This is a genomic window from Spiribacter salinus M19-40 (assembly GCF_000319575.2).
GTDB lineage: Bacteria > Pseudomonadota > Gammaproteobacteria > Nitrococcales > Nitrococcaceae > Spiribacter > Spiribacter salinus.
Genome location: NC_021291.1, coordinates 1,103,659 through 1,130,300 on the forward strand (window position 1 = coordinate 1,103,659; position 26,642 = coordinate 1,130,300).

Here is a 26,642-nt window from a genome sequence, read left to right on the forward strand (position 1 = left end):
TGTTTGGCCAGTTACACTATGGCTTGGTTGTTGCACCCAATACTGTAAGGACTGCCCGCCCCCCATGCTGACCACCCAGTCGTCCACTCCCCTCGGATTCTCGGCTTACGAAGGGATACGCGATCGCCTGCCCTTCCCCAATCGACGCGGGGCAGTGCAACGTGCCTCCCACCTTGGCGACATTGCCGAGCACTACGACACCTTCCTCCTGGATGCCTATGGGGTGCTCAACCGGGGGCAGGTCGCCGTGCCCGGCGTGCCAGAGCGGATTCGTGAGCTACAGGCTGCCGGCAAGCGGGTCATGGTGGTCTCCAACGCCGCCGGGTTCCCCCATCGCGTGCTCATGGAACGCTACGGTGCACTGGGCTATACCTTCGCGTCAGAGGATGTCATCACCAGCCGCAAGACCCTGGTGCGACGCCTTGAAGATCATGAACCCCGGCACTGGGGCATGATCGCGGGTCAGCATTTCGGGCCGGATGAGTTTCCTCCGCTGGACTACACCCTGCTCGCGGATGACCGCGCGCATTACGACTCCGCCGAAGGCTTTCTACTGGTGGGCGCATCCGAATGGACGCCGGCTCGTCAGGCGCTACTGGTGGAAAGCCTCAAGGCCCATCCGAGGCCGCTTTATGTCGCCAATCCGGACCTGCTGGCGCCGCAGGAGGGTGGACACTCCACCGAACCCGGCACCTATGCCCATCAGATCATGGACGAGACGGGGGTCGAACCCGAGTTCTACGGCAAGCCCTTTGGCCAGATTTTCGAGACCGCCATGCAGCAACTCGGCGATGACGTTGACCCCGCTCGCACGCTCATGGTGGGCGACACACTGCACACGGATGTCCTTGGTGGACTCACGGCCGGGCTCCAGACAGCACTGGTCACCGAGACGGGTGTACTTGCTGGCATGGACATCGACGAGGCGATCCAGACCTCCGGCATCGCGCCCGACTGGGTGCTCAGGCAGGCCTGATCGCCGCGGCCGGCTGCCGCAACCAGTCCAGATCCAACGCGCTGAATGCAGGGCTGCTTCCAGGCAGGTCCAGTGCCACGGCGCCCAACACACGCGGCTGGCCCACCACGCGCGTGCGGATACTGGGCCAGGTGCCGACCTCACCCGTTTCCAGCAGTGTCGCCTCAAACGTCGCCCCTGAGGGACTTGAATTGCTCAGTGACGCGCCCGCGGCAACCTGCCCTCGATGCGCAAGCAGTGCGAGCCGGGCGGCAGTCCCCGTGCCGGTCGGGCAGCCCCAGAGTACGCCGGGATGGCCATACGTCCCGCCGACCGCGGTCCAGTAACCGGGAACCGACTCGAGCTCAGGCCACATCCAGTGCAAAAACCGCGGCAAGCCAACATCGCCCAGGCGTGGATGCAATAGATCAAAGTCTGCTTGCACAGCATCGATAATCTGTGCAGCCAGCGCCAACCCATCCGGTTGCCCAGCGTGCTGTGGCAACAGGCCAACCGACTCGGCATTCACCATGACGTAATGCCCGCCGCTCCAGACCAGGTCATAGGCGATCGGACCAAGCGCTGGGAGATGGACCTCGGCGCCGGCTCGATGGACGAAGGCCTCATCGCCCTCTACGGAGACACTGACCACTCGGCCGTCGACCAGCTCCGCAAACGCATCCACACGACCACCGGGGGTCTCGAGGCGCACACATTGCATGCCGTCTGTCGTCTCGAGCGGAATCACACCACCCTCAAGGAGCGCGCAGGCCGTCGCCATGGTGTTCGAGCCCGAGAAAAACGGATAGCCCATCACTTCCATGATTACGAACGCAGCCTGGGCGTCGGGATGCCGGGGTGGCGTTATCAGATCCACGCAGAAGGCCGGTTGACCATAGGGCGGCTCAATCAGCAGGTTTCGCAGCCCATCCCCTGGCCCACTCAACCAGTCCATCCGCTCGCGGACCGTGGTCTGGGGATCAAATGAGACACCCTCGAACACAACCCGATGGACATCACCGCCGACATCCACGTCGATCCATTCCAGCCGGACGGCCGGATCAGGGATGGGCATGGGGCGCTCCGACCGCATCCCAGTGGCGGTCAGGAACGACCACAAGCTTGCCCACGTAATTTTTGGCCATGAAGTCCGTCTGCGCCCGATGGAAGTCAGACAGTGGATAGGTGCCATGCAGGAGCGGACTGATGCGCCCGGCCAGAATGTGGCCAAGCAGTCGTTTGAAATCACTGCGACGGCCCTGGGATGAGCCATGGAGCTGGAGCTGCTTGAGGTACATCGTGCGCAGGTCCAACTCCACCACCGGCCCAGCGATAGCGCCAGCCGTGGTGTAACGACCCTCCGGACGCAGAATGCGCAGCAGGTCATTGAAGTGCGGACCGGCCACCAGGTCGGCGACGACATCTATGGGCTGATCACCCGTTGCGGCCGCCACCGCGGCGGGCCAGTCATCGCTGTCGCGGTCGATGACCGCCTCGGCACCGATGGCCGTCAGCGCCTCGGCCTTGTCAGCGCGGGTGACGGCATAGGGGATCGCCCCTCGGGCCCGGCAGAGCTGCACGATGCCCGAGCCGACGCCGCCCGACGCCCCGGTGACCAGCACCCGCTCGCCGGCCTGGACATCCGCCCGCTCGAGCATGTGCTCACCGGTGAGGTAGGCGCAGCAGAAGGTGGCCAGTTGGGCGTCGGTCAGCGCGGTGTCGACGGCGTGGGCGTTATCGGCCGGCACACATTGATACTCGGCATAGCCGCCGTCGCGGCCATGGCCGATGTAATCAATGTCCGCGAGGCTATCGTCATCGCGGTTGTAGAGGCTGAAGTCCACAATCACGCGCTCGCCGACGCGTGTGCCCGGCACCCCCTCACCCACCGCCACGATCACACCAACACTGTCGGTGCCCTGAATCCGCGGAAAGGTCAGCGTGGAGCGGCCGCGCCGCCAGGTAGAGACCGCCTGGGGGTCGGTCTCGCTGCCATACGCGCCCTCCCGCACCCAGACATCCGTGTTGTTCATGCCGCAGGCATGAACCTCGAGCAGCACCTCATTCGGGCCCGGCCGGGGCACCGGCACATCATTGCGGTACTCGAGCGCGTCCAGGCCGCCATGGCGGGTGAGGACCACGGCTGACATCGTTTGCGGAACTGACTGATCCGTCATGATGGCTCTCTTGCCGCACCGCGCCGGGCGCGGAAAAACCCTTTTAACAGCTCGGCGCTCGCGTCGGCCTCGACGCCGCCCCTCACTGTGAGTTGATGATTATGCGCTGGCGCCTCATGGAGCGACAATGCCCCGCCGCAGGCACCCGTTTTGGGATCGCTGGCGCCGTAGATCACCTCGTCCACCCGGGCGTGGATCATGGCGCCCAAACACATCGGACAGGGCTCCAATGTGACGTAAAGCCGTGTACCTGGCAGGCGGTAGGCCTCCAGTGTCTGCCCCGCGGCGCGCAAGGCGAGGATCTCGGCGTGGGCACTGGGGTCGCGGGTGGCAATGGGCTGGTTCCAGCCTTCGCCCACAATGCGATCGCCCGCCACCACCACGGCACCGACCGGCACCTCACCCGCCACGGCGGCCTCGTGGGCGAGCTCAAGGGCCCGCGCCATGAAACGGAGGTCACTCGAGGGCGTCGACGTGCTCACGCTGGGCCCTCAGTCCGCAGGCCGGATCTGGTATCCCGCGACCGGGAAGTGGACCGCAACGTGGCCGACGTCCGCGTGTTCGTGATCAATCGATATCCGATCCGTGCTCAGCGCACGCAGTCGCCCGAACACCTCAGGGTCGGAGGACTGGACATAGGGGCGAACACCAACAGACTGACCTACCGCCAGATCGCTTCGGTGCTGGATACCCGCTGGTGCCTGCGGAGCCGCCCGCTCGGCAATGACGAGCGCCTCCTCGGCGGACATCGTCCGCGCGGGCTGCTGCCCCATGCCCTCTAGCGCCGCTTCCACCTCGCAGAGATGGGGATGATCCCGGAGGAGTTCAGCACCGCGGCTCCAGCGCCCCCGAAGAAACCAGGCGATGAAAGCAGCGGCTACATCCCCAGAAGACAGGGCTCGTGTGTCGCAACGCCCGAGCCCGGCCAGGCAAGACTCAAGGCGTCCCAGCCCTGCCTCAAGCTGAAGGATCACGCCGGGTGCGTCTGCACGCAGCCCCTCCGGCGTCCAGCCTGGACCGAAATACAGGTCCCCCCGATCCTGGACGAAATCTGGCGGCGCGGTATCCAGCGCCTCAGTGATCACCACTCGGACCGCTAACGGAAAGAGCGTTTGATCCACCCACTCCGCGAGCATCAGCGCCGCCCCACGGGAAGGCCCGGGAAACAGGCGGTCATCGGCGTTCGGCTCCGCGTCCGCCAGCACCTGAGCAATGTTGTGTGTATCGCAGTAAATATCCGCGCCAACCTGCAGCACGGGCGTTCGCCGATAACCGGCGGTCAGCGGGAGCAAAAGCGGTTTAGGCGGGACTCTCGGGATTTCCACTGACGTCCATGCCAGGCCGGCAAGCCCCATCGCCATGCGGGTTTTGTGTGCAAAGGGTGATGGCCAGTAATGGTGCAGAATCAGATCGGCCATACCTCATTCCCACTCAATCGTGGCAGGTGGCTTGCCGGAGATGTCATAGACAACGCGCGAGATCCCCTCAATTTCGTTGATGATCCGCCGCGAGACATGATCAAGGAATTCATAGGGTAAATGCGCCCAGCGTGCGGTCATGAAGTCCACCGTCTCGACGGCGCGCAGCGCCACCACCCATTCGTAGCGGCGCCCGTCACCCGTCACCCCCACGGACCGGACCGGCAGGAAGACGGCAAAGGCCTGACTGGTTTTTTCATACCAGCCGGCGGCCCGCAGCTCGGCAATGAAAATCGCATCCGCCAGGCGCAAGCAATCGGCATATTCCTTGTGAATTTCGCCAAGGATCCGCACGCCAAGACCCGGTCCGGGAAACGGGTGGCGATGCACCATTTCGGCAGGCAGCCCCAGCTCCACACCAATCCGCCGAACCTCGTCTTTGAACAGCTCTCGCAGGGGCTCGAGTAGCTTCAAATTCATGCGCTCGGGCAGGCCGCCGACGTTATGATGGGACTTGATGACATGGGCCTTGCCCGTACTGGCACCCGCCGACTCGATCACATCCGGATAAATGGTGCCCTGGGCGAGCCATTGAATGTTGTCGAGCTTGCCGGCCTCTTCGTCAAACACCTCGATGAAGGTTCGGCCGATAATCTTGCGCTTGGCCTCCGGGTCCGCCTCACCCGCGAGGGCATCGAGAAACCGCGCCTCGGCATCCACACGAATCACGCGAATCCCCATATGCCGGGCGAACGTGCGCATGACCTCATCGCCCTCCTCGAGGCGCAAGAGGCCGTTATCGACGAACACGCAGGTCAGCTGGTCGCCTATCGCCTTGTGCAACAGGGCGGCGACCACCGACGAGTCAACGCCACCGGAGAGTCCAAGCAGGACGTTTTGATTACCCACCGTCTCACGCACTCGGGCCACAAGGTCGTCGATAATGTTGCCCGCGGTCCACTGTCCGGTGCAGCCACACACCGACCGAACAAACCGCTCAAGAATGCGCTGGCCCTGTCGGGTGTGAGTCACCTCCGGGTGGAACTGCAGCCCGTAAAGCCCCCGGTCATCATCACCGATCCCGGCGATTGGCGCGGCGGGTGTGCTGGCAATGACCTTGAAGCCTGCCGGCAGCTCCGCCACCCGGTCTCCGTGGCTCATCCAGACATCGAGCAGCCCGTGACCCTCGTCGTTGGTGCGATCCTCGATATCCCGCAGCAGAACCGAATGCCCACGTGCCCGGACCTCGGCATAGCCGAATTCCTTTGTTTGTGAGGGTTCGACAACGCCACCCAGCTGATGGGCCAGCGCCTGCATGCCATAGCAAATGCCGAGCACCGGCACCGCCAGGTCGAGCACGGCCGCTGCGATACGCGGCGTCTGCGCCGTTTCCTCGTGCACCGACTCCGGCCCGCCAGAGAGGATCACGCCGCTCGGCGCGAAGCCCTGAACACGCGTCTCCTCGACATCCCAGGGCAGGATTTCGCAGTAAACGCCGATTTCTCTTACCCGACGGGCAATGAGCTGGGTGTATTGCGAGCCGAAGTCGAGAACGAGAATCCGCTCGGCATGGATATCCTGGTTCATGCGCTCAGTCGCTGCGGTAGTTCGGCGCTTCCTTGGTAATGCTCACGTCGTGGACGTGGCCCTCGCGAACGCCGGAGTTGGTGATCCGCGCGAACTTCGTGCGCGTTCGGAATTCTTCGACATCGCCGCAGCCGCAGTAGCCCATGCTCGCCCGCAGCCCACCCAGGAGCTGATGCACAATGACGTTCATCGCCCCTTTGTAGGGCACGCGTCCTTCAATGCCCTCCGGGACGAGCTTGTCGGCATCGCCGGCATTCTCCTGGAAGTAGCGGTCCGATGACCCCTGACTGCCAGACATGGCACCAATCGACCCCATGCCCCGGTAAGACTTGTAACTGCGGCCCTGGAAGAGCTCGACCTCACCAGGCGCCTCCTCGGTGCCCGCGAACATGCTGCCCATCATCACGCAGTGCGCGCCGGCGGCAATCGCCTTCGCCATATCGCCGGAATAACGGATACCGCCGTCTGCAATCAGTGGGATATCTCGGCCCTTGAGGGCCTTGGCCACATTGTCGATGGCCGTGATTTGCGGAACGCCAACACCCGCGATGACTCGCGTGGTGCAGATCGAACCGGGGCCGATCCCGACTTTCACGGCATCCGCGCCGGCCTTGGCAAGCGCTTCCGCGGCATCCCCCGTGGCAATGTTGCCGCCGACCACCTGCACTTGCGGGAAATGCTGTTTAATCCAGCTCACCCGATCCAGCACACCCCGACTATGACCATGGGCGGTATCCACCACCAGCAGATCGACGCCCGCCTCTGCCAGTGCCTCCACCCGCTCTTCGGTGCCCTCACCCGTCGAGACAGCCGCGCCTGCACGCAGCCGCCCGAATTCATCTTTGCAGGCATTCGGGAAGTCTTCGGCTTTCTGGATATCTTTAACGGTGATCATGCCGCGCAGCTTGAAGTCGCCGTTCACCACCAGCAGCTTTTCGATGCGATGGCGGTGCAACAGGGTCAGGATCTCTTCGCGCTCGGCGCCCTCCTGAACCGTGACCAGGCGATCCTCGGGGGTCATGGCGGCTGTCACGGACAAATCCAGCCGCGTCTCGAAGCGCAGATCGCGACTGGTCACGATACCAACCAGCTTCTCACCCTCCACCACGGGCACACCGGAAATCCCGTGCTGCCCCATCAACAGCAGCACTTCGCGAATACTGGCGGTAGGCGCTACGGTGATCGGCTCTTTGATGACGCCACTTTCGAACTTCTTGACCGTGCGCACCTCGCGCGCCTGCTCGGCGACGCTCATGCTCTTGTGGACAATGCCAATGCCGCCCTGCTCGGCAAGGGCAATCGCAAGGCGAGCCTCGGTCACCGTGTCCATGGCGGCAGACAGCAGCGGGATGTTTAGCGTGATGTCCCGACTGACTCGGGTGGCCAGTGATACGTCTCGCGGCATCACCTCCGAGTAGTCAGGCAGGAGCAGGACGTCATCAAAAGTCAGTGCTTCCTGGGCAATCTGCATAACGACGTCCTCTTTTTGCGCTGGCAGGTTAACCGATTATTGTACGACGCCGCGTCGTTCCCGGGCAATGCAGCCTGGCCTGATAAACTCGCGTGATGGATACCCCGCTGCAACATGACGTCTATACCGTCACCGGGCTTAATCAGGAGGTCCGGCAGATCCTGGAGCAGGCTTACCCACTGATCTGGGTCGAGGGGGAGCTTTCCAACCTCGCCAGGCCGCGATCCGGTCATGTCTATTTCACGCTGAAGGACTCGGAATCCCAGGTGCGTTGCGCGCTGTTTCGCAATCGGGCTTTGCGCTTGCGCTTCACCCCAGACAATGGGGAGCGCGTCCGATTACGCGCCCGCATTGGCCTGTATGCCCCGCGTGGCGAGTACCAGCTCATTGCCGAGCATATGGAACCGGCCGGTGACGGGGCGTTGCAGCAGGCCTTCGAGGTGCTCAAAGCCAAACTGGGGGCGGAGGGGCTTTTCGACCCGACCATCAAACAAGCGATTCCTGCCATGCCTCGGCGCATCGGCGTGGTGACTTCGCCAACCGGCGCTGCTATTCGAGACGTTCTGAGCGTGCTAGCCCGACGCTTTCCGGCCCTGCCCGTGCTCATTTACCCGGTGCGGGTGCAGGGTGACGGCGCTGCTGCAGAGATTGCAGCGGCCATTGATCGCGCTGAGGCTCGACGCGAAGTGGATGTATTGGTGGTCACCCGAGGCGGTGGCTCGCTTGAGGATCTGCAGGCCTTTAATGATGAAGCGGTCGCGCGGGCCATTCATCGCGCCCATCTCCCCATCGTCAGTGCTGTCGGGCATGAGGTCGACATTTCCATCGCAGACCTCGCTGCGGATCAGCGTGCCGCCACACCATCCGCTGCTGCGGAATTGCTATCGCCGGATGGCATGGCGATACGCCGCGAGCTGCAGGCCCGTACAGAACGACTGAACCAATCGCTCACCCGTCAGCTCATGCACCATCGGGGCTATCTCGATCGCCTTGCGCGGCGACTGGCCAGTCAGCACCCGGGGCGACAGCTGCGCGAGCGCGCTCAGCGCCTGGATGAGCTGGAACAACGCCTCGTTCATGCGGGACAAGCACGTCTCGCCGCTCGGCGACAACACCTCGAAGGACTGACTCGGAGGCTGCGAGCGGTCAGCCCGGCACACCAACTCCGCGCCCTCGCCGCCCAACAGAGCGCGCTGACAAACCGCCTGCAGATAGCCATGCGCTCAGATTTGGGCCGCCGACAGGCTCGCCTACAGGAGAATGCCCGCGCGCTGGAGGCCGTCAGTCCACTGGCGACACTGCAACGCGGCTACGCCATCGTCAGGGATGACGAAAACGGGCGGATCCTTCGCACGGCCAGTGAGGTCAAAACGGGCGATCGGGTGCATGCCCGACTCGGACAGGGCGAGCTGACGGCTCGGGTCGAGACGGTCAATCCGCCCTCAGAGACATGAAAACCGCATGGCCTCTGGCTTGTTGCCAGGGCCTCCCCGGCGCATCATCGGCGCTCTAACCATCAATGCCACTGGGACACCATGGATCTCAACGCCGCACTTGCCACTTACGGACTCGACTTCGACACTTTGCAGACGCCGGAGGGCTTACAAGCGCTCGACGCGCAATTCCTGGAAGCGCTGCAAACCGCCAATCCGGCCCTCGCCCGGCAACTGGTGGATTACCGGGGCCGCGACAGCGACCTGCCGGGCACCGAGAACAGTGATTTACTCATCGCCCTGGGCCCCCATGTAGAAGCCTTTCTGGGGCGTCTATTCGGCATTGCCGAGCGTCTCGCTGCTGATCGCGAAGCCATCCTCGCCGACGATGTGGTGATGCAGTTCAAGCAGGCCTACGTGCAACGTCGGGTCAAAAAGCATCGTCGCCCCGTGGAGTCGACTTTTGCTGAGCTTGATGGGGCTTTGCGTGCCGGGATCGGGCGCGTTGAAGATAACGATGAAGAGGGTGCCGTGGCGCGGTTTGGCATGGCGCTCCTCGAGGATGAGACCCAAAACGCCGAGGCGATAGAAACCCTCACCGCCTGGTGCAAGCTTGCGCGCCAGACCCCGGAAGGTCAGGCCCGCGTGCGGGGCTGGGCCAGCTTCAAGCTCCCTGAGCGTGTGGATCACTTCGACCTGGTGCCGAGTGAAACCGTGGAGGTTGATGGCGTGACCCGCCGTCAGGCCGCGCCTGAGCGGTGGCGCCCACGCGATGGATTCTCTCTGACCGACGCCCGTATGACGCCCCGCGAGGTCCAGAGCGAGGTGCATTACTGCATCTACTGCCATGATCACGAGGGCGATTTCTGCTCCAAGGGATTCCCCGAGAAGAAGACCCAGCCTGAGCTTGGCTTCAAGCATGATCCGCTGGGCGTCACGCTGACCGGCTGCCCACTCGAGGAAAAGATCTCCGAGATGCATGTGCTGCGCCGCGATGGCTACAACCTGGCAGCCCTGGCGATGGTCATGGTGGACAACCCCATGGTGCCGGCCACTGGACATCGCATCTGCAACGACTGCATGAAAGGCTGCATCTACCAGAAGCAAGATCCGGTCGACATCCCGCAGATCGAAACCCGAGTGCTCACGGATGCGCTGGACCTGCCCTGGGGCGTGGAGCTGTACCACCTACTGACGCGCTGGAATCCGCTGCGTCGCGAGCAATACATCCAGCAACCCAATAATGACCGGCGCGTCCTTGTCGCCGGTATGGGGCCAGCCGGATTCACGATGGCGCACTACCTCACGATGACGGGTACCGCCGTGGTTGGTGTGGATGGCCTTAAAATCGAGCCGCTGCCCGACTCGGTCCTCAACGCCCCGGTCGAGCGCTGGGCCGATCTGCAGGAAGACCTCGACGAGCGCATCCTGATGGGCTTTGGCGGTGTAGCGGAATACGGCATCACCGTGCGCTGGGACAAAAACTTCCTGAAGCTGATCTACCTGACGCTGGCGCGGCGACAGAACTTCCGTGTCTATGGAGGTGCCCGGCTTGGCGGCACGGTGACCCTGGAGGATGCCTGGGCCCTTGGCTTTGACCATGTCGTCAACGCAACGGGGGCCGGCCTGCCCCGTGTCGTGCACATGGGTAACAGCCTCGCCCGGGGGATGCGTCAGGCGAGTGACTTCCTCATGGCGCTCCAGCTAACGGGGGCGGCCAAAGCCTCCAGCCTGGCCAGCCTGCAAGTCCGCCTGCCGGCCGTTGTCGTAGGGGGTGGCCTGACCGGTATCGATACCGCCACCGAGGTCCAGGCCTACTACATCAAGCAGGTTGAAAAGATGCTTGAGCGCTACGAGCGCCTGGTTGAGCACTTCGGTGAGCAGGCAGTCACTGCCGGTATGAACGACGAAGATCAGGCCACCCTGACCGAGTTCTGTGAACACGGCCGGGCGGTTCGCGCCGAACGGGCGGCGGCTGAGCAGGAGAATCGGGCGCCGGACTTTAACCCGCTGATTCGAGGCTGGGGTGGCGTGACCGTTGCCTATCGCAAGGGCATGAGTGACTCACCGGCCTATGTGCGTAACCATGAGGAGGTCACCAAGGCCACCGAGGAGGCGCTCTACTACGCCGAGGGCCTCGAGCCGCTACAGGCCGAAGTCGATGAATACCAGCATGTCAGCGGCCTGGTCTGCCGGGAGCTGAGCCGGCAGGACGGGCGATGGGTACCGACAGGTGCAGAGCGTCGACTCCCCGCCCGGGCCATCTTCATCGCCGCCGGGACGGTGCCGAACACGATCTACGAGCGTGAGCACCACGACACCTTTGCCCTCGATGGCAATCATTTCCTGCCCCACACGCCGACGGATAACGGCCTGGAGCCCGTCGATGACGCCGAGCACTGCAAATCGCGTGTCTTCGGGCCATTCACCTCATACAACGAGGGTGGCCGCCGGGTGACGTTCATCGGCGACACGCACCCCGCCTTCCATGGCAGCGTGGTCAAAGCGATTGCCTCGGGCATGCGCACCTACCCCTATGTCATGGCGAGCATGGCGCACGAAATGCCCGGCAGTGATGAGCCACATGCGGCGTTTCTAACGCGCATGGATGATCTGCTCACGCCCCGGGTCGTCGAGGTCAAGCGGGACAACCCGGCCATGGTGGAAGTCTGGGTTCGCGCACCCATGGCGGCCCGAAATTTCCGTGCCGGGCAGTTCTACCGCCTGCAGACCTTCGAGTCCCTCTCGCCCGTGGTGAATAACACGCGGCTGCAGATCCCGCTTATCACCGTCTCCGGAACGGGCGTAAAAGACGACTGCATTCGGCTGATGGTGCTGCAATGGGGGGCCGGGCCAAGGCTGGTTGGCCGGTTGCAGCCCGGGGACCCGCTCGTACTGATGGGCCCGACGGGCGCGCCCACGGATATGCCAACGGGGCGGACCATCATGGTGGTTGCCGGACGCTGGGGCGCTGCGGTCATGCTCGATATTGGCGCGGCCCTGCGCGCTGCTGGCAACCGCGTCCTCTACGTCGCGGCCTTTGGATCGGCTGGTGATGTGGATCATCAAGACGAGCTCGAGGCCGGCGCCGATCAGATTATCTGGTGCACGGCGAAAGACGACTTGATCGAGGCGCGGCGCGCGCAGGATGTCAGCCTTCAGGCCACCGACATGATCGATGTGGTCAAGCGTTACGGAGACGGTGAGTTAGGACCCGAGGCGGGCGGCATCCCGCTGGCTGATGTCGACCGAATTATGGTCATGGGCGGCACGGGATTGCTCAAGGGCTTCCAGAGTGCGGTGAAAGGTGAACTCAAAGCACGTGTGGCCGAGGGCTGCGATGCCTTTGGCACGGTTGGTAGCCCCATGCAGTGCATGATGCAGGGCGTTTGCGCGCAATGCCTGCAGTGGCAGATTGACCCGGAAACCGGTGAGCGGACCCGCCCGGTCTTCTCCTGTGCGGGCCAGGATCAGCCCTTGACCTGGATCGACCTCGATAATCTCGCCGCCAGACAGCAACAGAATCGTCTCAGCGATCGGCTGAACGGCCAGTGGCTGGAAGCGGTACTGCCCGAGGCTCCGTAGCCCTCGAGTACCACAAATGCCATGGCGTGATCCTGCTCATCGGTAATGCTCAGATGCGTGGCGGTCACCTCCAGGGCCGCCGCGGTCTCGCGGGCGACGCCACTGAACTTGAGCAATGGGGCACCGGCAGGGGTATGCGTGACGACCAGGTCATGAAACCCGGCGCGACCACCGATTCCGCAGCCAAGGGCCTTCGCCGCCGCTTCCTTGGCTGCGAAGCGCCGCGCCAGAAACGCGGCTTTGGACTCGGTGTCTTGATATTCCGCCAGCTCGGCCGGCGCGAGCAGTCGCACCGCCAGACGCTCGCCGTGGGCATCCTGCATACGCGCTATCCGTTCAACGGCCACCATATCGGTGCCGATGCCCACAACACTCATTGCCGAGCCTCTCGAATCAAGCGTTTCATCTCACTCACTGCGGCTTCCAGGCCGGTAAACACCGCTCGCCCGACAATCGCATGACCGATATTGAGCTCCGTGATCTCACGCAAGGCGGCGATCGGTGCGACGTTGTGGTAGTGCAGCCCATGACCCGCATTCACCTGTAACCCGAGGGAATGTCCCCGGGTGGCGGCGTCATGGATGCGCTGAAACTCGGCGTGAATGGCGCCATCCTGGGTGGCATCGGCGAATGCCCCCGTGTGCAGCTCCACCACTGGCGCCCCAACCTCCACGGCGGCCTCGAGCTGTGCCGGGTCAGGATCCACAAACAAGGAAACCCGGATGCCGGCGTCGGCCAGGCGTTGGCACGCCGACCGGCAGCGCGCCAGATCACCTGCCACATCCAGCCCACCCTCGGTGGTAATTTCCTCGCGCTTTTCCGGTACGAGACAGACATCGGTGGGCCCAAGCGCCGTGGCAATGCCGATCATCTCTTCGGTGACCGCCATCTCCAGATTCATGCGCGTTTGAATGGCTTGTGCCATGCGTTGAATGTCGACGTCATTGATATGCCGCCGGTCCTCTCGGAGGTGCACCGTGATGGCGTCTGCGCCCGCCTGCTCAGCCAGAGCAGCAGCCAGCACGGGGTCGGGATAACGCGTCCCGCGGGCTTGGCGCAGCCCAGCGACATGGTCGACATTCACGCCAAGAAGCGGCTCAAGACTGCCCTGATGATGCGCCATTCTCGTGACCTCCGGTTGCAGGGTATCGGGCATACAGTTCGCGGCTTTTCAGTGGCCGGTCACCAATATGCGGTCGCAGGGCGGCGCGCATCAGATCGCGGCTCTGCCGCGCCGTCTCGGCACTGATGGGGTCTTCACCAAGCGCTAGCAGCAGCCGGCCTGAGAGCACGAGCCCCCCGGCCTGCGGACCACCCACCGCCATCGCGCCTCGCGTCGGATCGTACCGGTACCACTGATCCGGTGCCAGACGGTGATTGTCGGTATCTCGCTCCAGTGCCAGGCCGTACCCGAGCAGGGCCAACAGATCGCGCTCGAAAGTCCGCAGGGCGACGGCTTCATCGGCCTCAGCCGTCAGCGCTTCAAGAAAACCGACATAGCACTCGAACAGACCTGGATGCGGGTCGTCACGGCCCAGCAACCGCAGCAGTAGCTCATTGGCATAAAACCCGCTCACCAGACGCCGCCCGATCAGCCGCAGTGGCCGCCCGGCCCCTTCGACCTGTCGCAGGTTGCCAAGCTCGCCCCGGGCACGCCAGCTCGCCGCTAACGGCTGGAAAGGCTGCAGCAGCCCAGCCGTTCGCGATCGCGGCCCGCGGGCCCCACGGGCCACCAGGCCAATGCGGCCATGACCCCGCGTGAGTAACTCGAGCAACAAGCTGGTATTGCGGTAGGCCCGGCTGTGTAGCACAAATGCCGGCTCCAGGGCCGCCTCACCACTGGCCTCCGCCATCACTCCTCGCGGTAGCCCAGGGCCTGGAGCACACGTTGATCATCCGACCACCCCTCACGCACCTTGACCCAGAGCTTGAGATAGACCCGACCACCGAACAGCCGCTCCATCTCATGGCGGGCGGCCGCGCCAATGCGCTTGATGCGCTCTCCGCCCTCACCAATCACGATGCGGCGCTGTCCGGTACGCTCTACCCAGACAATGGCAGCGATTCGGCGTAACTGGCCTTCTTGCTCGAAGGCCTCGATTTCTACCGTGCTCGCGTAGGGCAGCTCATCGCCTAGCTGCAACGTCACCTGTTCACGGACAAGCTCAGCGGCCATGAACTGCTCGCCTCGATCGGTCACCTGATCCCGAGGAAACAGGGCTGGACTGCTTGGCAGATGCTCAATAATCGCCTGCTCAAGCGCTTCGAGATTGTCCTTTTTTTCTGCCGACACCGGTACAACAGCCGCAAACGACCGGCGGCTGTCCATCTCGCCGATGGCGGGTAGCAGGCGGTTTTTGTCGGCCATCCGGTCGACCTTGTTCATTGCGGCAATGACCGGCGCGCCAATGGAGTCCAGGCGCTGCAGGACACGATCGTCACCGGGCAACCATCGATAGGCCTCCGTCAGCATCACGACCACGTCGACATCTCCGAGCGCGCTGCCCGCCGCATCATTCAGGTAGCGATTCATCGCGGTCCGCCCGCCCTCGTGGAGCCCTGGCGTATCGACATAGATAATCTGAGCATCCCCGCGCTGGTGGATGCCGAGGATACGATGTCGGGTCGTCTGCGGCTTACGCGTGGCGATACTGACTTTCTGACCCAGCAGGGCATTCAGCAGCGTGGATTTACCGACATTGGGTCGCCCGACCAGCGCGACGAACCCGGCGGGCAGATCCGCGGTTTGCGTATCGGGTTCGCTCATGCAGACGCTCCGTCCGTGTTATTCGGTGTTTGGCCGTTGCCGGAAAGCGGGGCCAGTTTGGCCAGCAAATCGTTCGCCGCTGCTTGCTCGGCCTGTCGACGGTTTCCCGCCAGGCCCTCACCGATCAATTGCAGCGCCTCGCTGGTGCAGACCACCCGAAAAGTCTGCGCATGGGCCCGGCCACTGACCTCTTCGACCGCATAGTGCGGCAAATCGAGATGGCGGCCCTGAAGGTATTCTTGCAGCCGCGTTTTGGGGTCTTTGTGGGCCTCCATGTCAGGGAGGCTGGAAAGATCGTCCTGGTACAGGCGTAACACCAGCGCTCGGCCCGCCTCATACCCCCCGTCCAGATAGACCGCACCGATAAGCGCCTCCAGGGCATCGGCGAGAATCGAATCGCGGCGTCGTCCCCCGCTTTTCATTTCGCCGCTACCGAGGACGATGTGCGGGCCGAGGTCAAACCGCCGCGCAATCGCCGCTAGCGCATGCTTGTTGACGAGCGCCGCGCGCATGCGGCTGAGCTCGCCCTCACGCAAATCTGGCCGGCGGTTGAACACCTCAGAGGCGATCACGAAGTTCAGGATCGAATCACCCAGGAATTCGAGACGCTCGTTATTCGGACCCGTGGCGCTGCGATGCGTCACGGCCTGGCGCAGCAGCGCCGCGTCGTTGAAGGGCCACTCGAGCCGTGCTTCGAGTTGGTCAAGGTCGCTCATACGCCCGTCTCCGCACCACGGCTAGTCAATGAGCTGCCCCATCCTTGACCAATTCGGCCCACCATTCCAGCTCAGCCAGATGAAAAAGGCCTGACCCACCAGATGATCCCGGGGTACTGGGCCCCAGAAGCGACTGTCGCTGCTGCGATCACGATTATCGCCCATCACGAAATACTGATCTTCTGGCACCGTAAAGCTGAACCCGGCGTCCGGCGACTGCTCATGGACCAGCACCTGATGCCAGTCGTCACCGAGCTTCTCGCGGCGCATCCGAAACCCGTCGCCGTCAGACCAACGCCCCATGGGCTCGACCGCCAGCGCCTCACCGTTGATCACAAGGCGTTTATCGAAATAAGTCACCTCGTCACCAGGCATACCCACGATGCGCTTGATGTAATCCTGCCCCGGATCACGCGGGTAACGGAACACCGCGACATCGCCCCGGTCAGGATCGCCGATTGGGGCAATCAAGTCATGCGTCACGGGTGCCCGCAGCCCATAGCCGAATTTGTTAACAAGGATGAAATCGCCAGCCTCCAGCGTCGGCAGCATCGAGCCGGAGGGAATGCGGAACGGCTCGACAATGAACGAGCGAACCACCAGCACGATGACGATCACCGGAAATAGCGATCGGCCAAGATCGACCAGCCAGTTTACGCGCGCACCGGGGGAACGATAGCGGCGACGGATGCGATCAAACAGCCACAGCAGACCACTGACCACGGTCAGCGCTACCAGCAGGGTCTCGAAGTCCAGCATTTTGTCCGCCCGCCCCCGTCGCTACTTGTCGTGATCCACCTGCAGAACCGCCAGGAAGGCGTCCTGCGGGATCTCGACCCGACCTACCTGTTTCATGCGCCGCTTACCCTGCTTTTGCTTTTCGAGCAGCTTTTTCTTACGCGTAATGTCCCCACCATAGCACTTGGCGGTCACATTCTTGCGCAGTGCCTTGACCGATGAGCGCGCAATCACCTTGGAGCCGACCGCCGCCTGAATCGCCACTTCAAACATCTGCCGCGGGATAATCTGCTTCAGTCGCTCGGTCAGCTCCCGGCCACGACTTTCCGCCTGATCCCGATGCACAATCACTGACAGGGCATCCACACGATCGCCGTTGACCAAGATATCCAGCTTGACCAGCCGCTCGGGCTGGAAGCGTCGGAACTCGTAATCGAACGAGGCGTAACCGCGCGTTGCCGACTTCAGCCGGTCAAAGAAATCGAGTACGACCTCGCCCATCGGCATTTCGTATTCCAGCGAGATCTGATTGCCGACGTACTGCATGCCTTTCTGCATGCCCCGCTTTTCCTCGCACAGCTTGATCGTTGCCCCCACGTATTCCTGCGGCACGAGGATACTGGCCAGGATAATCGGCTCCCGGATTTCCTCGACGGCATTACTGGCGGGCAGCTGCGAGGGGTTATGGACCAGCAGGGTCTCCCCTTCCTTATCCACCACCTCGTGCACCACGGTGGGCGCTGTCGTGATGAGCTCGAGGTTATACTCCCGCTCAAGACGCTCCTGGACAATCTCCATGTGCAGCATGCCGAGAAAGCCGCAACGAAAGCCAAACCCGAGGGCCTCGGAGTTTTCCGGCTCGTAATGCAGGGCAGCGTCATTAAGGCGCAGCTTGCCAAGCGCATCCCGGAAGGCTTCGTAGTCATCTGAACTGGTCGGGAAGACCCCCGCAAACACCCGCGGCTGCACGTGCTTGAAGCCCGGCACCGGCGTTTCGGTGGACTGCTTGGCATGCGTCAACGTGTCGCCCACCGGGGCCCCGTCGATGTCCTTGATGCCGGCGACGACAAAGCCGACACGCCCGGCGCTCAGGGCATCCCAGGGTGTGCGCTGGGGCGTAAAAATACCCAGTTCATCGACCTGGAATTCGCGGCCGGTGGTCATCACCTTAATGCGGTCACCTTTGCGTAGCTCGCCGTCAAACACGCGCACCAAACAGACGACACCAAGATAGTTATCAAACCAGGAATCGATAATCAGCGCCTTGAGCGGGCCATCGGGCGTTCCGGTGGGTGCCGGTATTCGGGCCACAATCGCCTCGAGCAGATCATCAACACCCAGGCCAGTCTTTGCACTGATCGGCACCACCTCGGCGCCATCCAGGCCAATGATCTCCTCAATCTGCTGGATCACCTGATCCGGCTCGGCTGAGGGGAGGTCAATCTTGTTAAGCACGGGGATGACCTCAAGGCCTTGTTCCACCGCGGTGTAGCAATTGGCCACGCTTTGCGCTTCGACGCCTTGGGAGGCATCCACCAGCAGCAAGGCCCCCTCACAGGCGTAGAGCGAGCGACTCACCTCATAGGAGAAATCCACATGCCCCGGGGTGTCGATAAAGTTGAGCTGGTAGGTTTTGCCATCAGCCGCCCGATAGTCGAGCGAGACACTCTGCGCCTTGATCGTGATGCCCCGCTCACGCTCAAGATCCATGGAGTCCAGCATTTGCTCGTTCATTTTCCGCGTGTTGTAGACGTCGGATCGCTCAATGAGCCGATCGGCAAGCGTGGACTTGCCATGGTCAATGTGGGCGATGATCGAGAAATTCCTGATCTGGTCCATGAAATCCTGGCCCGGAGACAACCGGTTGCGCGAACAAATCGGCCGCAGCAACCTCAGGCTGCTGCGGCCCCGTGGACCTGCGTTGGGTCCGTTAGGCTTGAACGATACCGATCAGGGCATACGCAGGGCAAGGAAACGCTGACTGCCCTCGCGCATCACAAGCAGGGGCACCGTACGCCCTGACGGCACGCCGGAGAGCCGCTCACGAAGCTCGCCAGCATCACTGATCGGCTCACGATTCACCCGGGTAATGACATCACCCGGGCGCAGCCCGGCTTCCGCCGCTGGACCACCAGCCACACCGGTCACGACCAGCCCGACCGCATCCGCACTCAAACCCAGGGCATCACGCCGCTCGTCATTCAGGGGCTCGACAGACATCCCAAGATTTTCAAACTCGCCAGGTTCGGCACCACCGCCTGACTGCCCAGGCCGCTCGTTCCCCTCCGGCAGCTGCTCCAGGGTGACGTCAATGGTCTGGCGCTCGCCATCCCGAACGACAACCACCGGCACGGTGGACCCGACTTCGGTACGCCCCACCATCGGCGGCAATGAACCCGAATTGGGGACATCCTCACCATTGAATTCGACAATGACGTCACCCGACTCGAAGCCAGCCTTAGCGCCTGGCGATTCGGGCATGACCTGCGCGACGAGCGCGCCTTCCGGCCGATCCATGCCGAATGACTCAGCGAGCTCCCGCGTGACGTCCTGGATAACCACGCCGAGCCATGCCCGGCTCACTGTCCCACCGTCCCGGAGCTGATCGGCCACTTCAACGGCCAGCTCGATCGGGATCGCAAATGAGATGCCCTGGAAGCCTCCGGAACGGCTATAAATGTGAGAGTTCACCCCGATGACTTCGCCGTCCAGGTTAAACAGCGGCCCACCCGAGTTACCGGGATTGATGGCAACGTCGGTCTGCAGAAACGGGACATAGTTTTCGGTCGGCAAGCTGCGCCCCTTGGCGCTGATGATGCCGGCGGTAACCGAGTACTCGAAACCGAATGGCGAGCCGATCGCTAAAACCCATTCACCTACCTGCAAATCGGATGAGCTGCCTGTCTCGACCGTTGGCAGGCCCTCGCCGTCCACTTTAAGCAAGGCGAGATCGGTACGCTCATCGGCACCGACCAGCTCGGCGTTCATCTGGCGGCGATCATTCAGCCGAACAACGATCTCATCGGCATTCTCGACGACGTGGTTATTGGTCAGGATGTAGCCATCCTCCGAGATAATGAACCCGGAACCCAGCGAGCGGGTATCAAATTGCCGACGCCGCTCACCGTCCTCATCCATGAAACGGTCCATGAAATCACGGAACGGGTGCCCCTCAGGCAAGTCATCCATATCTGGCATGCCCGGCATACCTGGCACATTCGGCATGCCGCCCTGCCTGGGCTGCATTTCCTGCGTGGTGCTGATGTTCACGACTGCCGGGCTGTTGTTCTCCACCAACCCGGTAAAATCGGGCAGTCCATCCTGCGCGGTGGCGGTGCCCGCCATGAGCGCCCATGCCACCAGTAGCGTCAGCAGCGCAGCTGCTGGGTGTCGAGTCATTGTTTGATTGGCCATCGGTTCAGTTTCCCGCTTAATCGCTGGATTAATTGGTGGTGAGCGCATTCGCGACGCGCTCGACCGTAGCGGCCGGCACCTCGCCTACCGCGATGGCTTGATAGCCATCCAGCGCCCGTCCATAGGCATTGAGCGCACCCATTTGCCGTGAGCCGTCAATCGGATCCGCCTGGTCCTGCGATTCGATATACAAGGAGACGCTCGCCAGTCCATCGCTGATCATAAGATGCCGCACAGGCTTGTCTCGGCCAGGCAGCGGCTGCATTTGGTTCATCGTGAGGGCATAGCCCTCCGGCAATGCGTTCAATGACCATTGATCAAGTCCCTGTCCTGCACTCGACTGCGCGTCATCTGGCGCTTGGCTGTTGGTGGTCATCCGAGCGTATCCAGCCTGGGGTAATTGCGAGGCCAGCTGGTCAGTGTCGATCTGCTCACGGAGCTCAAAGCTGAGCACCATGACCCGCTCGAGCACCTCGCCGAGCGGGCTGACCACCTCGGCACGCAGCAGCAGGCCCGTCTCATCGTCAAACCAGAGCCTATAGCCGTAGCGCAGGTCGTCGCGGGCATCGATGTTGAGCCGCGTCGTCGGGCGGCCTGCCACTCTGCCCTGCCCTGCGACTTCGAGCTGATAGTTCGGCTGCAAAGCGTCAGGATTACCTGGCAACCGGGCATCCAGCGGGCGCTGGAGCCGACGCTCATCGACCATAACGGATTCACTGCTCGGCAGGATGCAGGTCACGGTTTCATTGTCACGCAGGATTTCACGGGACTCTCCGGAGAGGGACTCAAGCCGCTCGCGAATCCCTGTCTCAGGATTTGCCGCGCGCCAGATACGCATGCTCTCGATGTCACCGCCGTACTGGTAGATGAACTCGCCGACAAAGCTGTAGCTCGAGCGGGCCTCGCTGGCACGCTCAAGCAGACTGCGTGGACTATCGGATTGGCTTATCGCAGCCGCTGCCCAGGCCATGAGCCCGACAGCACATGCGAGACGCACTACCACGCCGTTACTTGTCGCTACCATGACCCACAATTCTTGCGTACTTCAGCGTGCCGCCCAGCTGACCGCCCGCTGCATGCTCGCTGTGATTGACAAAATACGCGTTGAGCCGCCGACGATCACTGGCATCCAGGGCACTCGCCTGCCCTGCGGCGGTGCCTTCCGAGGCCACACGCTCCAGACCCCCCTCAGACGGCACGGCCTGCACTTGCGTCATCGCAACTTCTGGCGATGTAGTCGGACCCTGGTCCACACCCGAGAGCATGGGCCATACCGTCAAGAACCCTGCCGCTACCGACGCGGCGATGGCCACGCCAGCCACAGGCTGGAGCCAGGGCCGAAGGCGCTGCCAGCGCGCTTCGGCTTGATTACCCTCATGCGCCGACTCCTCCTCAAGCGCCGCGCTCACCCGATCACCGAGTTGCTCCGCCCCGGACGCATACTCACCGCGCATGACCGCGGAGATTGTCTGGTAACGCGCCAACGTCTCGCGGGCAGACGCATCGGAGTGCAGTCGCTTGGCCAGGAAACGCGTCTCTGTGCTGCCGAGCTCGCCGTCGACATAGGCCGAAATCTCTTCACCCACCTTTTCGTTCATGTCTCTATCCATCCGTATCTGACAACAACGGCCTTAACCGCTTGTCGATTGCTTCGCGAGCGCGAAAAATCCGCGATCGCACGGTCCCGATGGGGCAGTCCATTGCCTGAGCAATTTCCTCGTAAGTCAATCCCTCGAACTCCCTCAGCGTAATGGCCGTGCGCAAGTCCTCAGGCAGATCACCGATCGCGCTAACAACCGTTTCTTGCACTTGGTCCCGCTGAGCCAGCGCCTCTGGCGACTCCTGATCCTTGAGACGCGATTCGATGTCATATCGTTCCGCATCCTGCGCATCGATATCATTATCCGGGGGACGCCGACCTTGCGAGACCAGGTGGTTTTTCGCGGTATTGATGCCAATGCGATACAGCCAGGTGTAAAAACTACTGTCGCCGCGGAACTTGGGTAACGCTCGGTAGGCCTTGATGAACGCTTCCTGAGAGACGTCCAGCGCTTCGGCGTGATCATGTACGTATCGGGAAACAAGCTTCACCAATTTGTGTTGATACTTGAGCACCAACAAATCGAAGGCCTGCTTGTCACCAGCCTGTACACGCTCCACTAACTCCTTGTCCGCACTGGCGGTCGTCATTGTCCCTCCGCGCCCGACGCCGTTGGCAGCCGGACGCTGCCAAGTTGAATTGACCGAAGTTGACCAGGGAAGTTCAGGAAAAACTGAAGGCTAGCGAAAGCATAGGAGAGGCGCAAACGCCCTAGCGGGCCATGAGCAGACGTCGCAACTGTCGGTGCGCCTCGCCCGACAGGGCGTCGCACGGCACCATCACGCCGCGGTACCGCCACCCGGATTTCAGGCTGAAGAAAACCAGCGTGGGCCACACAACGGCATCGCTCAGCTCTCCCTGCCATCGCTGTCCCGCGGCGGTTTCGACCCACCATTGTCCGCCCCCCAGTGGCCCAAACGCCCGAACGGCGCGCCGCTGTCGTGGCCAGTGACGCTGCCACGCGACCGCCGCAATGACTAGACACCCAACGGCGGCCATGAGTTTGAAAGAGAGGGAGAGACCGCCCGATAACCCGATTAAACCGCATGCGATCGCTACCGGCCCGAGGATGAGCGCACACAGGGGTCGACTTGGCTCAAGCCGAAAGACCGGAAGCGGCTCTGATTCGCTGGACGAGATCAACAAGGCTATCCTCAGCAGGCGGCTGGCCATTGAGCAGCCAGTCGATGAGCTGATCATCTTCGCAGCTGAGCAGTCGTTCGAAACAGCCCCGGCCGTCGGAATCGAGCGCACCATACCCGCCCGAATCCGCCTCCAGGAATCGCGTCAGCAGTCGATCAAGCTCGGTTGTGCCTCGCCGACAGCGCCATCGCAGACGTGATTGCTCGCTCACGCGACCGGCTACTGCCGAGCCACCATCAAGCGTTTCAGCTCAGCAATCGCCTTGGCCGGGTTCAATCCCTTCGGACACGCCGAGGCACAGTTCATGATCGTATGACACCGGTAAAGCTTGAATGCATCGTCCAGATCATCCAACCGCGCACCGGTGTCCTCATCACGACTATCCGCTACCCAGCGGTACGCCTGCAGCAGAATAGCCGGGCCGAGGTAGCGATCCGGGTTCCACCAGTAACTTGGGCAGGAGGTCTGGCAACACGCACACATAATGCACTCGTAGAGGCCGTCGAGCTCTTCGCGGTCCTCGGGGCTCTGCAAGCGCTCGCGATCCGGTGGCGGCGGCGTTTGCGTCCTGATCCAGGGACGGATCGAGGCATACTGTGCATAGAAGTGCGTCATGTCGGGCACGAGGTCTTTTACAACCCGCATGGACGGCAACGGGTAGATGCGTACCTCGTTATCGATTTCATCGATTGCCTTGGTGCAGGCCAGCGTATTGCGCCCGTCAATGTTCATCGCGCACGACCCGCAGATCCCCTCACGGCAGGAGCGCCGGAAGGTTAACGTCGGGTCAATCTCGTTTTTAATCTTCACAAGGGCGTCGAGCACCATTGGGCCACAGGTGTCGAGGTCAACCTCGTAGGTATCGAGCCGGGGGTTTTCACCACTGTCAGGCTCCCATCGATAGACCTTGAAGATCCGCGTATTCGCTACGCCCTCAGGCGCGGCATGGTGCTCGCCCTGCTTGATGCGGGAATTCGGGGGCAGGATGAACTGGGCCATGGCTAACCTCTCCTGTCTCAGTACACACGCTTTTTCGGCGGGATGACGTCCATCTCGTCGCTGAGTGTCGTCATGTGCACCGGTCGATAATCCAGCTGGACGTCACCGCTTTCCTGCAGCCAGGACACAGTGTGCTTCATCCAGTGCTCGTCATCACGCTCGCCAAAGTCCTCACGGGCGTGGGCTCCGCGGCTCTCCTGCCGGTTCAGCGCCGAGTCGAGACTGACGACCGCGTTGCCCAGCAGGTTCTCAAGTTCCAGCGTCTCGACAAGATCGGTGTTCCAGATCAGTGAGCGGTCCACCACCTTGACGTTCTCCAGCATGCCGTGGATTTCGTGAATCCGACGGCTGCCCTCTTCCAGCGTATCGGCCGTGCGGAAGACCGCCGCATACTCTTGCATCGTCTTTTGCATCTGCTCCCGAATCTTGGCCGTCGGCTCATCACCATCCGCATTCCGCAGCCGATCAAGGCGTCCCAGCGAATAAGCCGCGCTATCGGCGGGCAGCGGCTTGTGCTCACCGCAATCCGCCACGATCTCGGCCGCACGGATAGCCGCCGCGCGGCCAAAGACCACCAGATCCAGCAGGGAATTCGAGCCCAGCCGATTGGCCCCGTGCACGGAGATACAACCGGCCTCACCGATGGCCATGAGGCCGGGCACCACGGCATCCGGGTCGCCGTCACGTGGGGCGACAACCTCTGCCCGGTAGTTGGTCGGAATGCCGCCCATGTTGTAGTGCACCGTCGGCAGCACGGGAATGGGCGCCTGAGTTACATCGACGCCGGCAAAGATACGGGCCGTCTCGGCAATACCGGGGAGGCGCTGATTGATCACCTCCGGGCCCAAGTGCTCGAGATGCAAATGAATGTGGTCGCTGTTCGGGCCGACACCTCGGCCCTCGCGGATCTCGATCGTCATGGATCGTGAGACAACGTCGCGTGAGGCCAGATCCTTCGCGTTCGGGGCATAACGCTCCATGAAGCGCTCACCCTCGGAGTTGGTGAGATAACCGCCCTCGCCGCGTACGCCCTCGGTGATCAGACAGCCCGCACCATAGACGCCCGTTGGATGAAACTGGGTGAATTCCATGTCCTGCAACGGCAGCCCGGCACGCAGCACCATGCCACCGCCATCACCCGTACAGGTATGGGCTGATGTGCAGGAGAACCAGGCGCGTCCGTAGCCACCGGTGGCCAACACAACAATGTGGGCCCGGAATCGGTGGATTTTGCCGGTGGCGAGCTCGAGGGCGATCACCCCCCGACATTCACCATTTTCCATGATCAGGTCGAGGGCGAAGAACTCGATGTAAAACTCGGCCTGATGAGCGAGCGACTGCTGGTAGAGCGTGTGCAAAATGGCGTGGCCCGTGCGATCAGCCGCGGCGCAGGTCCGCTGCGCGGTGCCATCACCAAAGTGCGTCGTCATACCACCGAAGGGACGCTGATAGATCTTGCCCTCTTCGGTCCGGGAGAACGGCACCCCGTAGTGCTCAAGCTCGATGATGGCCGGTATGGCCTCGCGGCACATGTACTCAATGGCGTCCTGGTCACCAAGCCAATCCGACCCTTTGATGGTGTCGTAGGCATGCCAGCGCCAGTCGTCCTCACCCATGTTACCCAGCGCGGCACTCACGCCGCCCTGTGCCGCCACGGTATGACTACGGGTCGGAAAGACTTTAGTCAGGCAGGCAGTTTTGAGGCCCTTCTCCGCCATACCGAAGGTTGCCCGCAGCCCGGCGCCACCGGCGCCGACAACCACCACGTCATAGGTGTGGTCTGTGATCTCGTAATCGGTGCTCATGAATTCAGCCTCCGAGTGCAATCGTGAGGACAGCAAAGATGGCCGTCGTGGCAAGCAGCAGGGCAAGGAACCGCACGCCGAGCACAATTCCAAGCCGGACGCCCTTATGGCTTACATAGTCTTCGAGCACCACCTGAAGCCCCAGTGAGGCGTGATAGAACAAGACGCCAAAAAGAACGACCAGGATAACCGCGTTCACCGGGTTGCCCAGCCAGGCGACCGCTTCAGCGTGTGAACCGCCCGCATTGGCAGCAAGACCAACCACCAACCAGAGCATGAGCGGCACCATGCCGATGGCTGTAACGCGTTGCGCCCACCAGTGGCTCGTGCCGTGATGAGAGGCACCCAGCCCCCGCGCTTCCTTGATCGGACTGCGAAATTCCATGATGCGTTCTCCTAAACCAGCGCGATGAGCCAGGCGACCAGCGTGAGCACAGCCGCGCCACCAATGACGGCCTGGCCCGAGCGCTCCGCCGTCTGCAGCTCGAACCCGTAACCGGCATCCCAGAAGAGATGACGAATGCCGTTGCACAGGTGATAGAACAACACGAACGTCCAGATAAAGAGCAGTGCCTGGACCGGGAGGCTTCCGAGAATGGCACTGGCGGTGGCGTAGCTCTGCGGGCCAGCCGCGGCAGCGACCACCCAATACACCAGGACAAGCGCACCACCGGCAAGCAATACCCCGGAGATTCGGTGACTGATCGAGGTGATCGCAGTGAACGGCAGGCGGTAAACCTGAAGGTGCGGTGAAAGAGGCCGATTATCCGTGCTCATCGAGGGACTCTCCAGGTGCAGGATAGTTTGAAATTATTCCGTAAAAATACGCGCCCT

25 protein-coding genes and 1 pseudogene are annotated in these 26,642 nt (G+C 62.6%); 3 read left to right on the forward strand and 23 right to left on the reverse strand.

Annotated features, from left to right (window positions below):
- Positions 1-64: 64 nt before the first annotated feature.
- Positions 65-976: an HAD-IIA family hydrolase gene (locus SPISAL_RS05520; protein ID WP_016353486.1), complete on the forward strand. Its 912-nt coding sequence runs from the start codon at positions 65-67 to the stop codon at positions 974-976.
- On the opposite strand, the gene SPISAL_RS05525 is transcribed toward SPISAL_RS05520, so the two are convergent.
- The 6 genes from SPISAL_RS05525 to guaB are packed head-to-tail and all read right to left on the reverse strand — an operon-like array spanning position 963 to position 7,608.
- Positions 963-2,030: a proline racemase family protein gene (locus SPISAL_RS05525; protein ID WP_016353487.1), complete on the reverse strand. Its 1,068-nt coding sequence runs from the start codon at positions 2,028-2,030 to the stop codon at positions 963-965. The two genes, SPISAL_RS05520 and SPISAL_RS05525, sit on opposite strands and share 14 nt — an antisense overlap.
- Positions 2,017-3,132: an alcohol dehydrogenase family protein gene (locus tag SPISAL_RS05530; protein ID WP_016353488.1), complete on the reverse strand. Its 1,116-nt coding sequence runs from the start codon at positions 3,130-3,132 to the stop codon at positions 2,017-2,019. The genes SPISAL_RS05525 and SPISAL_RS05530 overlap by 14 nt, the downstream gene beginning before the upstream one ends.
- Positions 3,129-3,614 carry a tRNA adenosine(34) deaminase TadA gene (gene tadA, locus SPISAL_RS05535; RefSeq protein WP_041389247.1) on the reverse strand — a complete coding sequence of 162 codons (486 nt, stop codon included), beginning with the start codon at positions 3,612-3,614 and terminating at the stop codon, positions 3,129-3,131. Before tadA ends, SPISAL_RS05530 begins: the two co-directional genes overlap by 4 nt.
- 9 nt (positions 3,615-3,623) lie before the next feature.
- Entirely contained in the window at positions 3,624-4,550 is a 927-nt protein-coding gene (locus SPISAL_RS05540; protein ID WP_016353490.1) for a glutathione S-transferase family protein, read from the reverse strand.
- 3 nt (positions 4,551-4,553) lie between these two features.
- Positions 4,554-6,137, reverse strand: coding sequence for a glutamine-hydrolyzing GMP synthase (guaA, locus tag SPISAL_RS05545; protein ID WP_016353491.1), 1,584 nt, complete (start codon positions 6,135-6,137; stop codon positions 4,554-4,556).
- A 4-nt stretch (positions 6,138-6,141) separates the two neighbouring features.
- Positions 6,142-7,608, reverse strand: coding sequence for an IMP dehydrogenase (gene guaB, locus SPISAL_RS05550; RefSeq protein ID WP_016353492.1), 1,467 nt, complete (start codon positions 7,606-7,608; stop codon positions 6,142-6,144).
- Between the two features lie 95 nt (positions 7,609-7,703).
- On the opposite strand from guaB, the gene xseA reads away from it, so the two are divergent.
- Both xseA and SPISAL_RS05560 read left to right on the forward strand, forming a co-directional pair.
- Positions 7,704-9,062, forward strand: coding sequence for an exodeoxyribonuclease VII large subunit (gene xseA, locus SPISAL_RS05555; RefSeq protein ID WP_016353493.1), 1,359 nt, complete (start codon positions 7,704-7,706; stop codon positions 9,060-9,062).
- An 81-nt stretch (positions 9,063-9,143) separates the two neighbouring features.
- Complete coding sequence (locus SPISAL_RS05560; RefSeq protein ID WP_016353494.1) at positions 9,144-12,626, forward strand: FAD-dependent oxidoreductase; 3,483 nt, start codon at positions 9,144-9,146, stop codon at positions 12,624-12,626.
- Here the strand turns inward: SPISAL_RS05560 and acpS are convergent.
- From acpS to sdhC, 17 genes and pseudogenes are all read right to left on the reverse strand, one after another.
- A pseudogene (acpS, locus tag SPISAL_RS08835) lies at positions 12,626-13,003 on the reverse strand (holo-ACP synthase); the annotation flags it as partial. The gene SPISAL_RS05560 and the pseudogene acpS sit on opposite strands and share 1 nt — an antisense overlap.
- Positions 13,000-13,749: a pyridoxine 5'-phosphate synthase gene (gene pdxJ, locus SPISAL_RS05565; RefSeq protein ID WP_016353496.1), complete on the reverse strand. Its 750-nt coding sequence runs from the start codon at positions 13,747-13,749 to the stop codon at positions 13,000-13,002. The pseudogene acpS and the gene pdxJ, both read right to left, overlap by 4 nt.
- Positions 13,724-14,479: a DNA repair protein RecO gene (gene recO / locus SPISAL_RS05570; protein WP_016353497.1), complete on the reverse strand. Its 756-nt coding sequence runs from the start codon at positions 14,477-14,479 to the stop codon at positions 13,724-13,726. The genes pdxJ and recO overlap by 26 nt, the downstream gene beginning before the upstream one ends.
- The gene (era, locus tag SPISAL_RS05575; protein WP_016353498.1) at positions 14,479-15,393 is read right to left on the reverse strand and encodes a GTPase Era; all 915 of its coding nucleotides are present in this window, start codon (positions 15,391-15,393) and stop codon (positions 14,479-14,481) included. Before era ends, recO begins: the two co-directional genes overlap by 1 nt.
- Entirely contained in the window at positions 15,390-16,109 is a 720-nt protein-coding gene (gene rnc / locus SPISAL_RS05580) for a ribonuclease III (protein ID WP_016353499.1), read from the reverse strand. The genes era and rnc overlap by 4 nt, the downstream gene beginning before the upstream one ends.
- Positions 16,110-16,130: 21 nt before the next feature.
- Entirely contained in the window at positions 16,131-16,868 is a 738-nt protein-coding gene (gene lepB / locus SPISAL_RS05585) for a signal peptidase I (protein ID WP_016353500.1), read from the reverse strand.
- A gap of 21 nt (positions 16,869-16,889) precedes the next feature.
- Positions 16,890-18,686, reverse strand: coding sequence for a translation elongation factor 4 (gene lepA / locus SPISAL_RS05590; RefSeq protein ID WP_016353501.1), 1,797 nt, complete (start codon positions 18,684-18,686; stop codon positions 16,890-16,892).
- Positions 18,687-18,797: 111 nt separating this feature from the next.
- Positions 18,798-20,261 carry a DegQ family serine endoprotease gene (locus tag SPISAL_RS05595; protein ID WP_016353502.1) on the reverse strand — a complete coding sequence of 488 codons (1,464 nt, stop codon included), beginning with the start codon at positions 20,259-20,261 and terminating at the stop codon, positions 18,798-18,800.
- Positions 20,262-20,289: 28 nt separating this feature from the next.
- A complete protein-coding gene (locus SPISAL_RS05600; RefSeq protein WP_081633224.1) occupies positions 20,290-21,285 on the reverse strand; it encodes a MucB/RseB C-terminal domain-containing protein in 996 nt (331 codons plus the stop codon).
- Positions 21,269-21,859 carry a sigma-E factor negative regulatory protein gene (locus SPISAL_RS08685; protein WP_016353504.1) on the reverse strand — a complete coding sequence of 197 codons (591 nt, stop codon included), beginning with the start codon at positions 21,857-21,859 and terminating at the stop codon, positions 21,269-21,271. The genes SPISAL_RS05600 and SPISAL_RS08685 overlap by 17 nt, the downstream gene beginning before the upstream one ends.
- A 4-nt stretch (positions 21,860-21,863) precedes the next feature.
- A complete protein-coding gene (rpoE, locus tag SPISAL_RS05610) occupies positions 21,864-22,451 on the reverse strand; it encodes an RNA polymerase sigma factor RpoE (protein WP_016353505.1) in 588 nt (195 codons plus the stop codon).
- A 121-nt stretch (positions 22,452-22,572) separates the two neighbouring features.
- Positions 22,573-22,860: a hypothetical protein gene (locus SPISAL_RS05615; RefSeq protein WP_016353506.1), complete on the reverse strand. Its 288-nt coding sequence runs from the start codon at positions 22,858-22,860 to the stop codon at positions 22,573-22,575.
- A 97-nt stretch (positions 22,861-22,957) separates the two neighbouring features.
- On the reverse strand, positions 22,958-23,215 hold the full coding sequence (locus SPISAL_RS05620; protein ID WP_016353507.1) for an FAD assembly factor SdhE: 258 nt from the start codon (positions 23,213-23,215) through the stop codon (positions 22,958-22,960).
- An 8-nt stretch (positions 23,216-23,223) separates the two neighbouring features.
- Entirely contained in the window at positions 23,224-24,003 is a 780-nt protein-coding gene (locus SPISAL_RS05625; RefSeq protein WP_016353508.1) for a succinate dehydrogenase iron-sulfur subunit, read from the reverse strand.
- A gap of 17 nt (positions 24,004-24,020) precedes the next feature.
- Positions 24,021-25,808: a succinate dehydrogenase flavoprotein subunit gene (sdhA, locus tag SPISAL_RS05630; RefSeq protein WP_016353509.1), complete on the reverse strand. Its 1,788-nt coding sequence runs from the start codon at positions 25,806-25,808 to the stop codon at positions 24,021-24,023.
- 4 nt (positions 25,809-25,812) lie between these two features.
- On the reverse strand, positions 25,813-26,193 hold the full coding sequence (gene sdhD, locus SPISAL_RS05635; protein WP_016353510.1) for a succinate dehydrogenase, hydrophobic membrane anchor protein: 381 nt from the start codon (positions 26,191-26,193) through the stop codon (positions 25,813-25,815).
- An 11-nt stretch (positions 26,194-26,204) separates the two neighbouring features.
- Positions 26,205-26,585 (reverse strand): succinate dehydrogenase, cytochrome b556 subunit, encoded by a 381-nt coding sequence (gene sdhC / locus SPISAL_RS05640; RefSeq protein ID WP_016353511.1) that lies wholly within the window; start codon positions 26,583-26,585, stop codon positions 26,205-26,207.
- Positions 26,586-26,642: the final 57 nt, after the last annotated feature.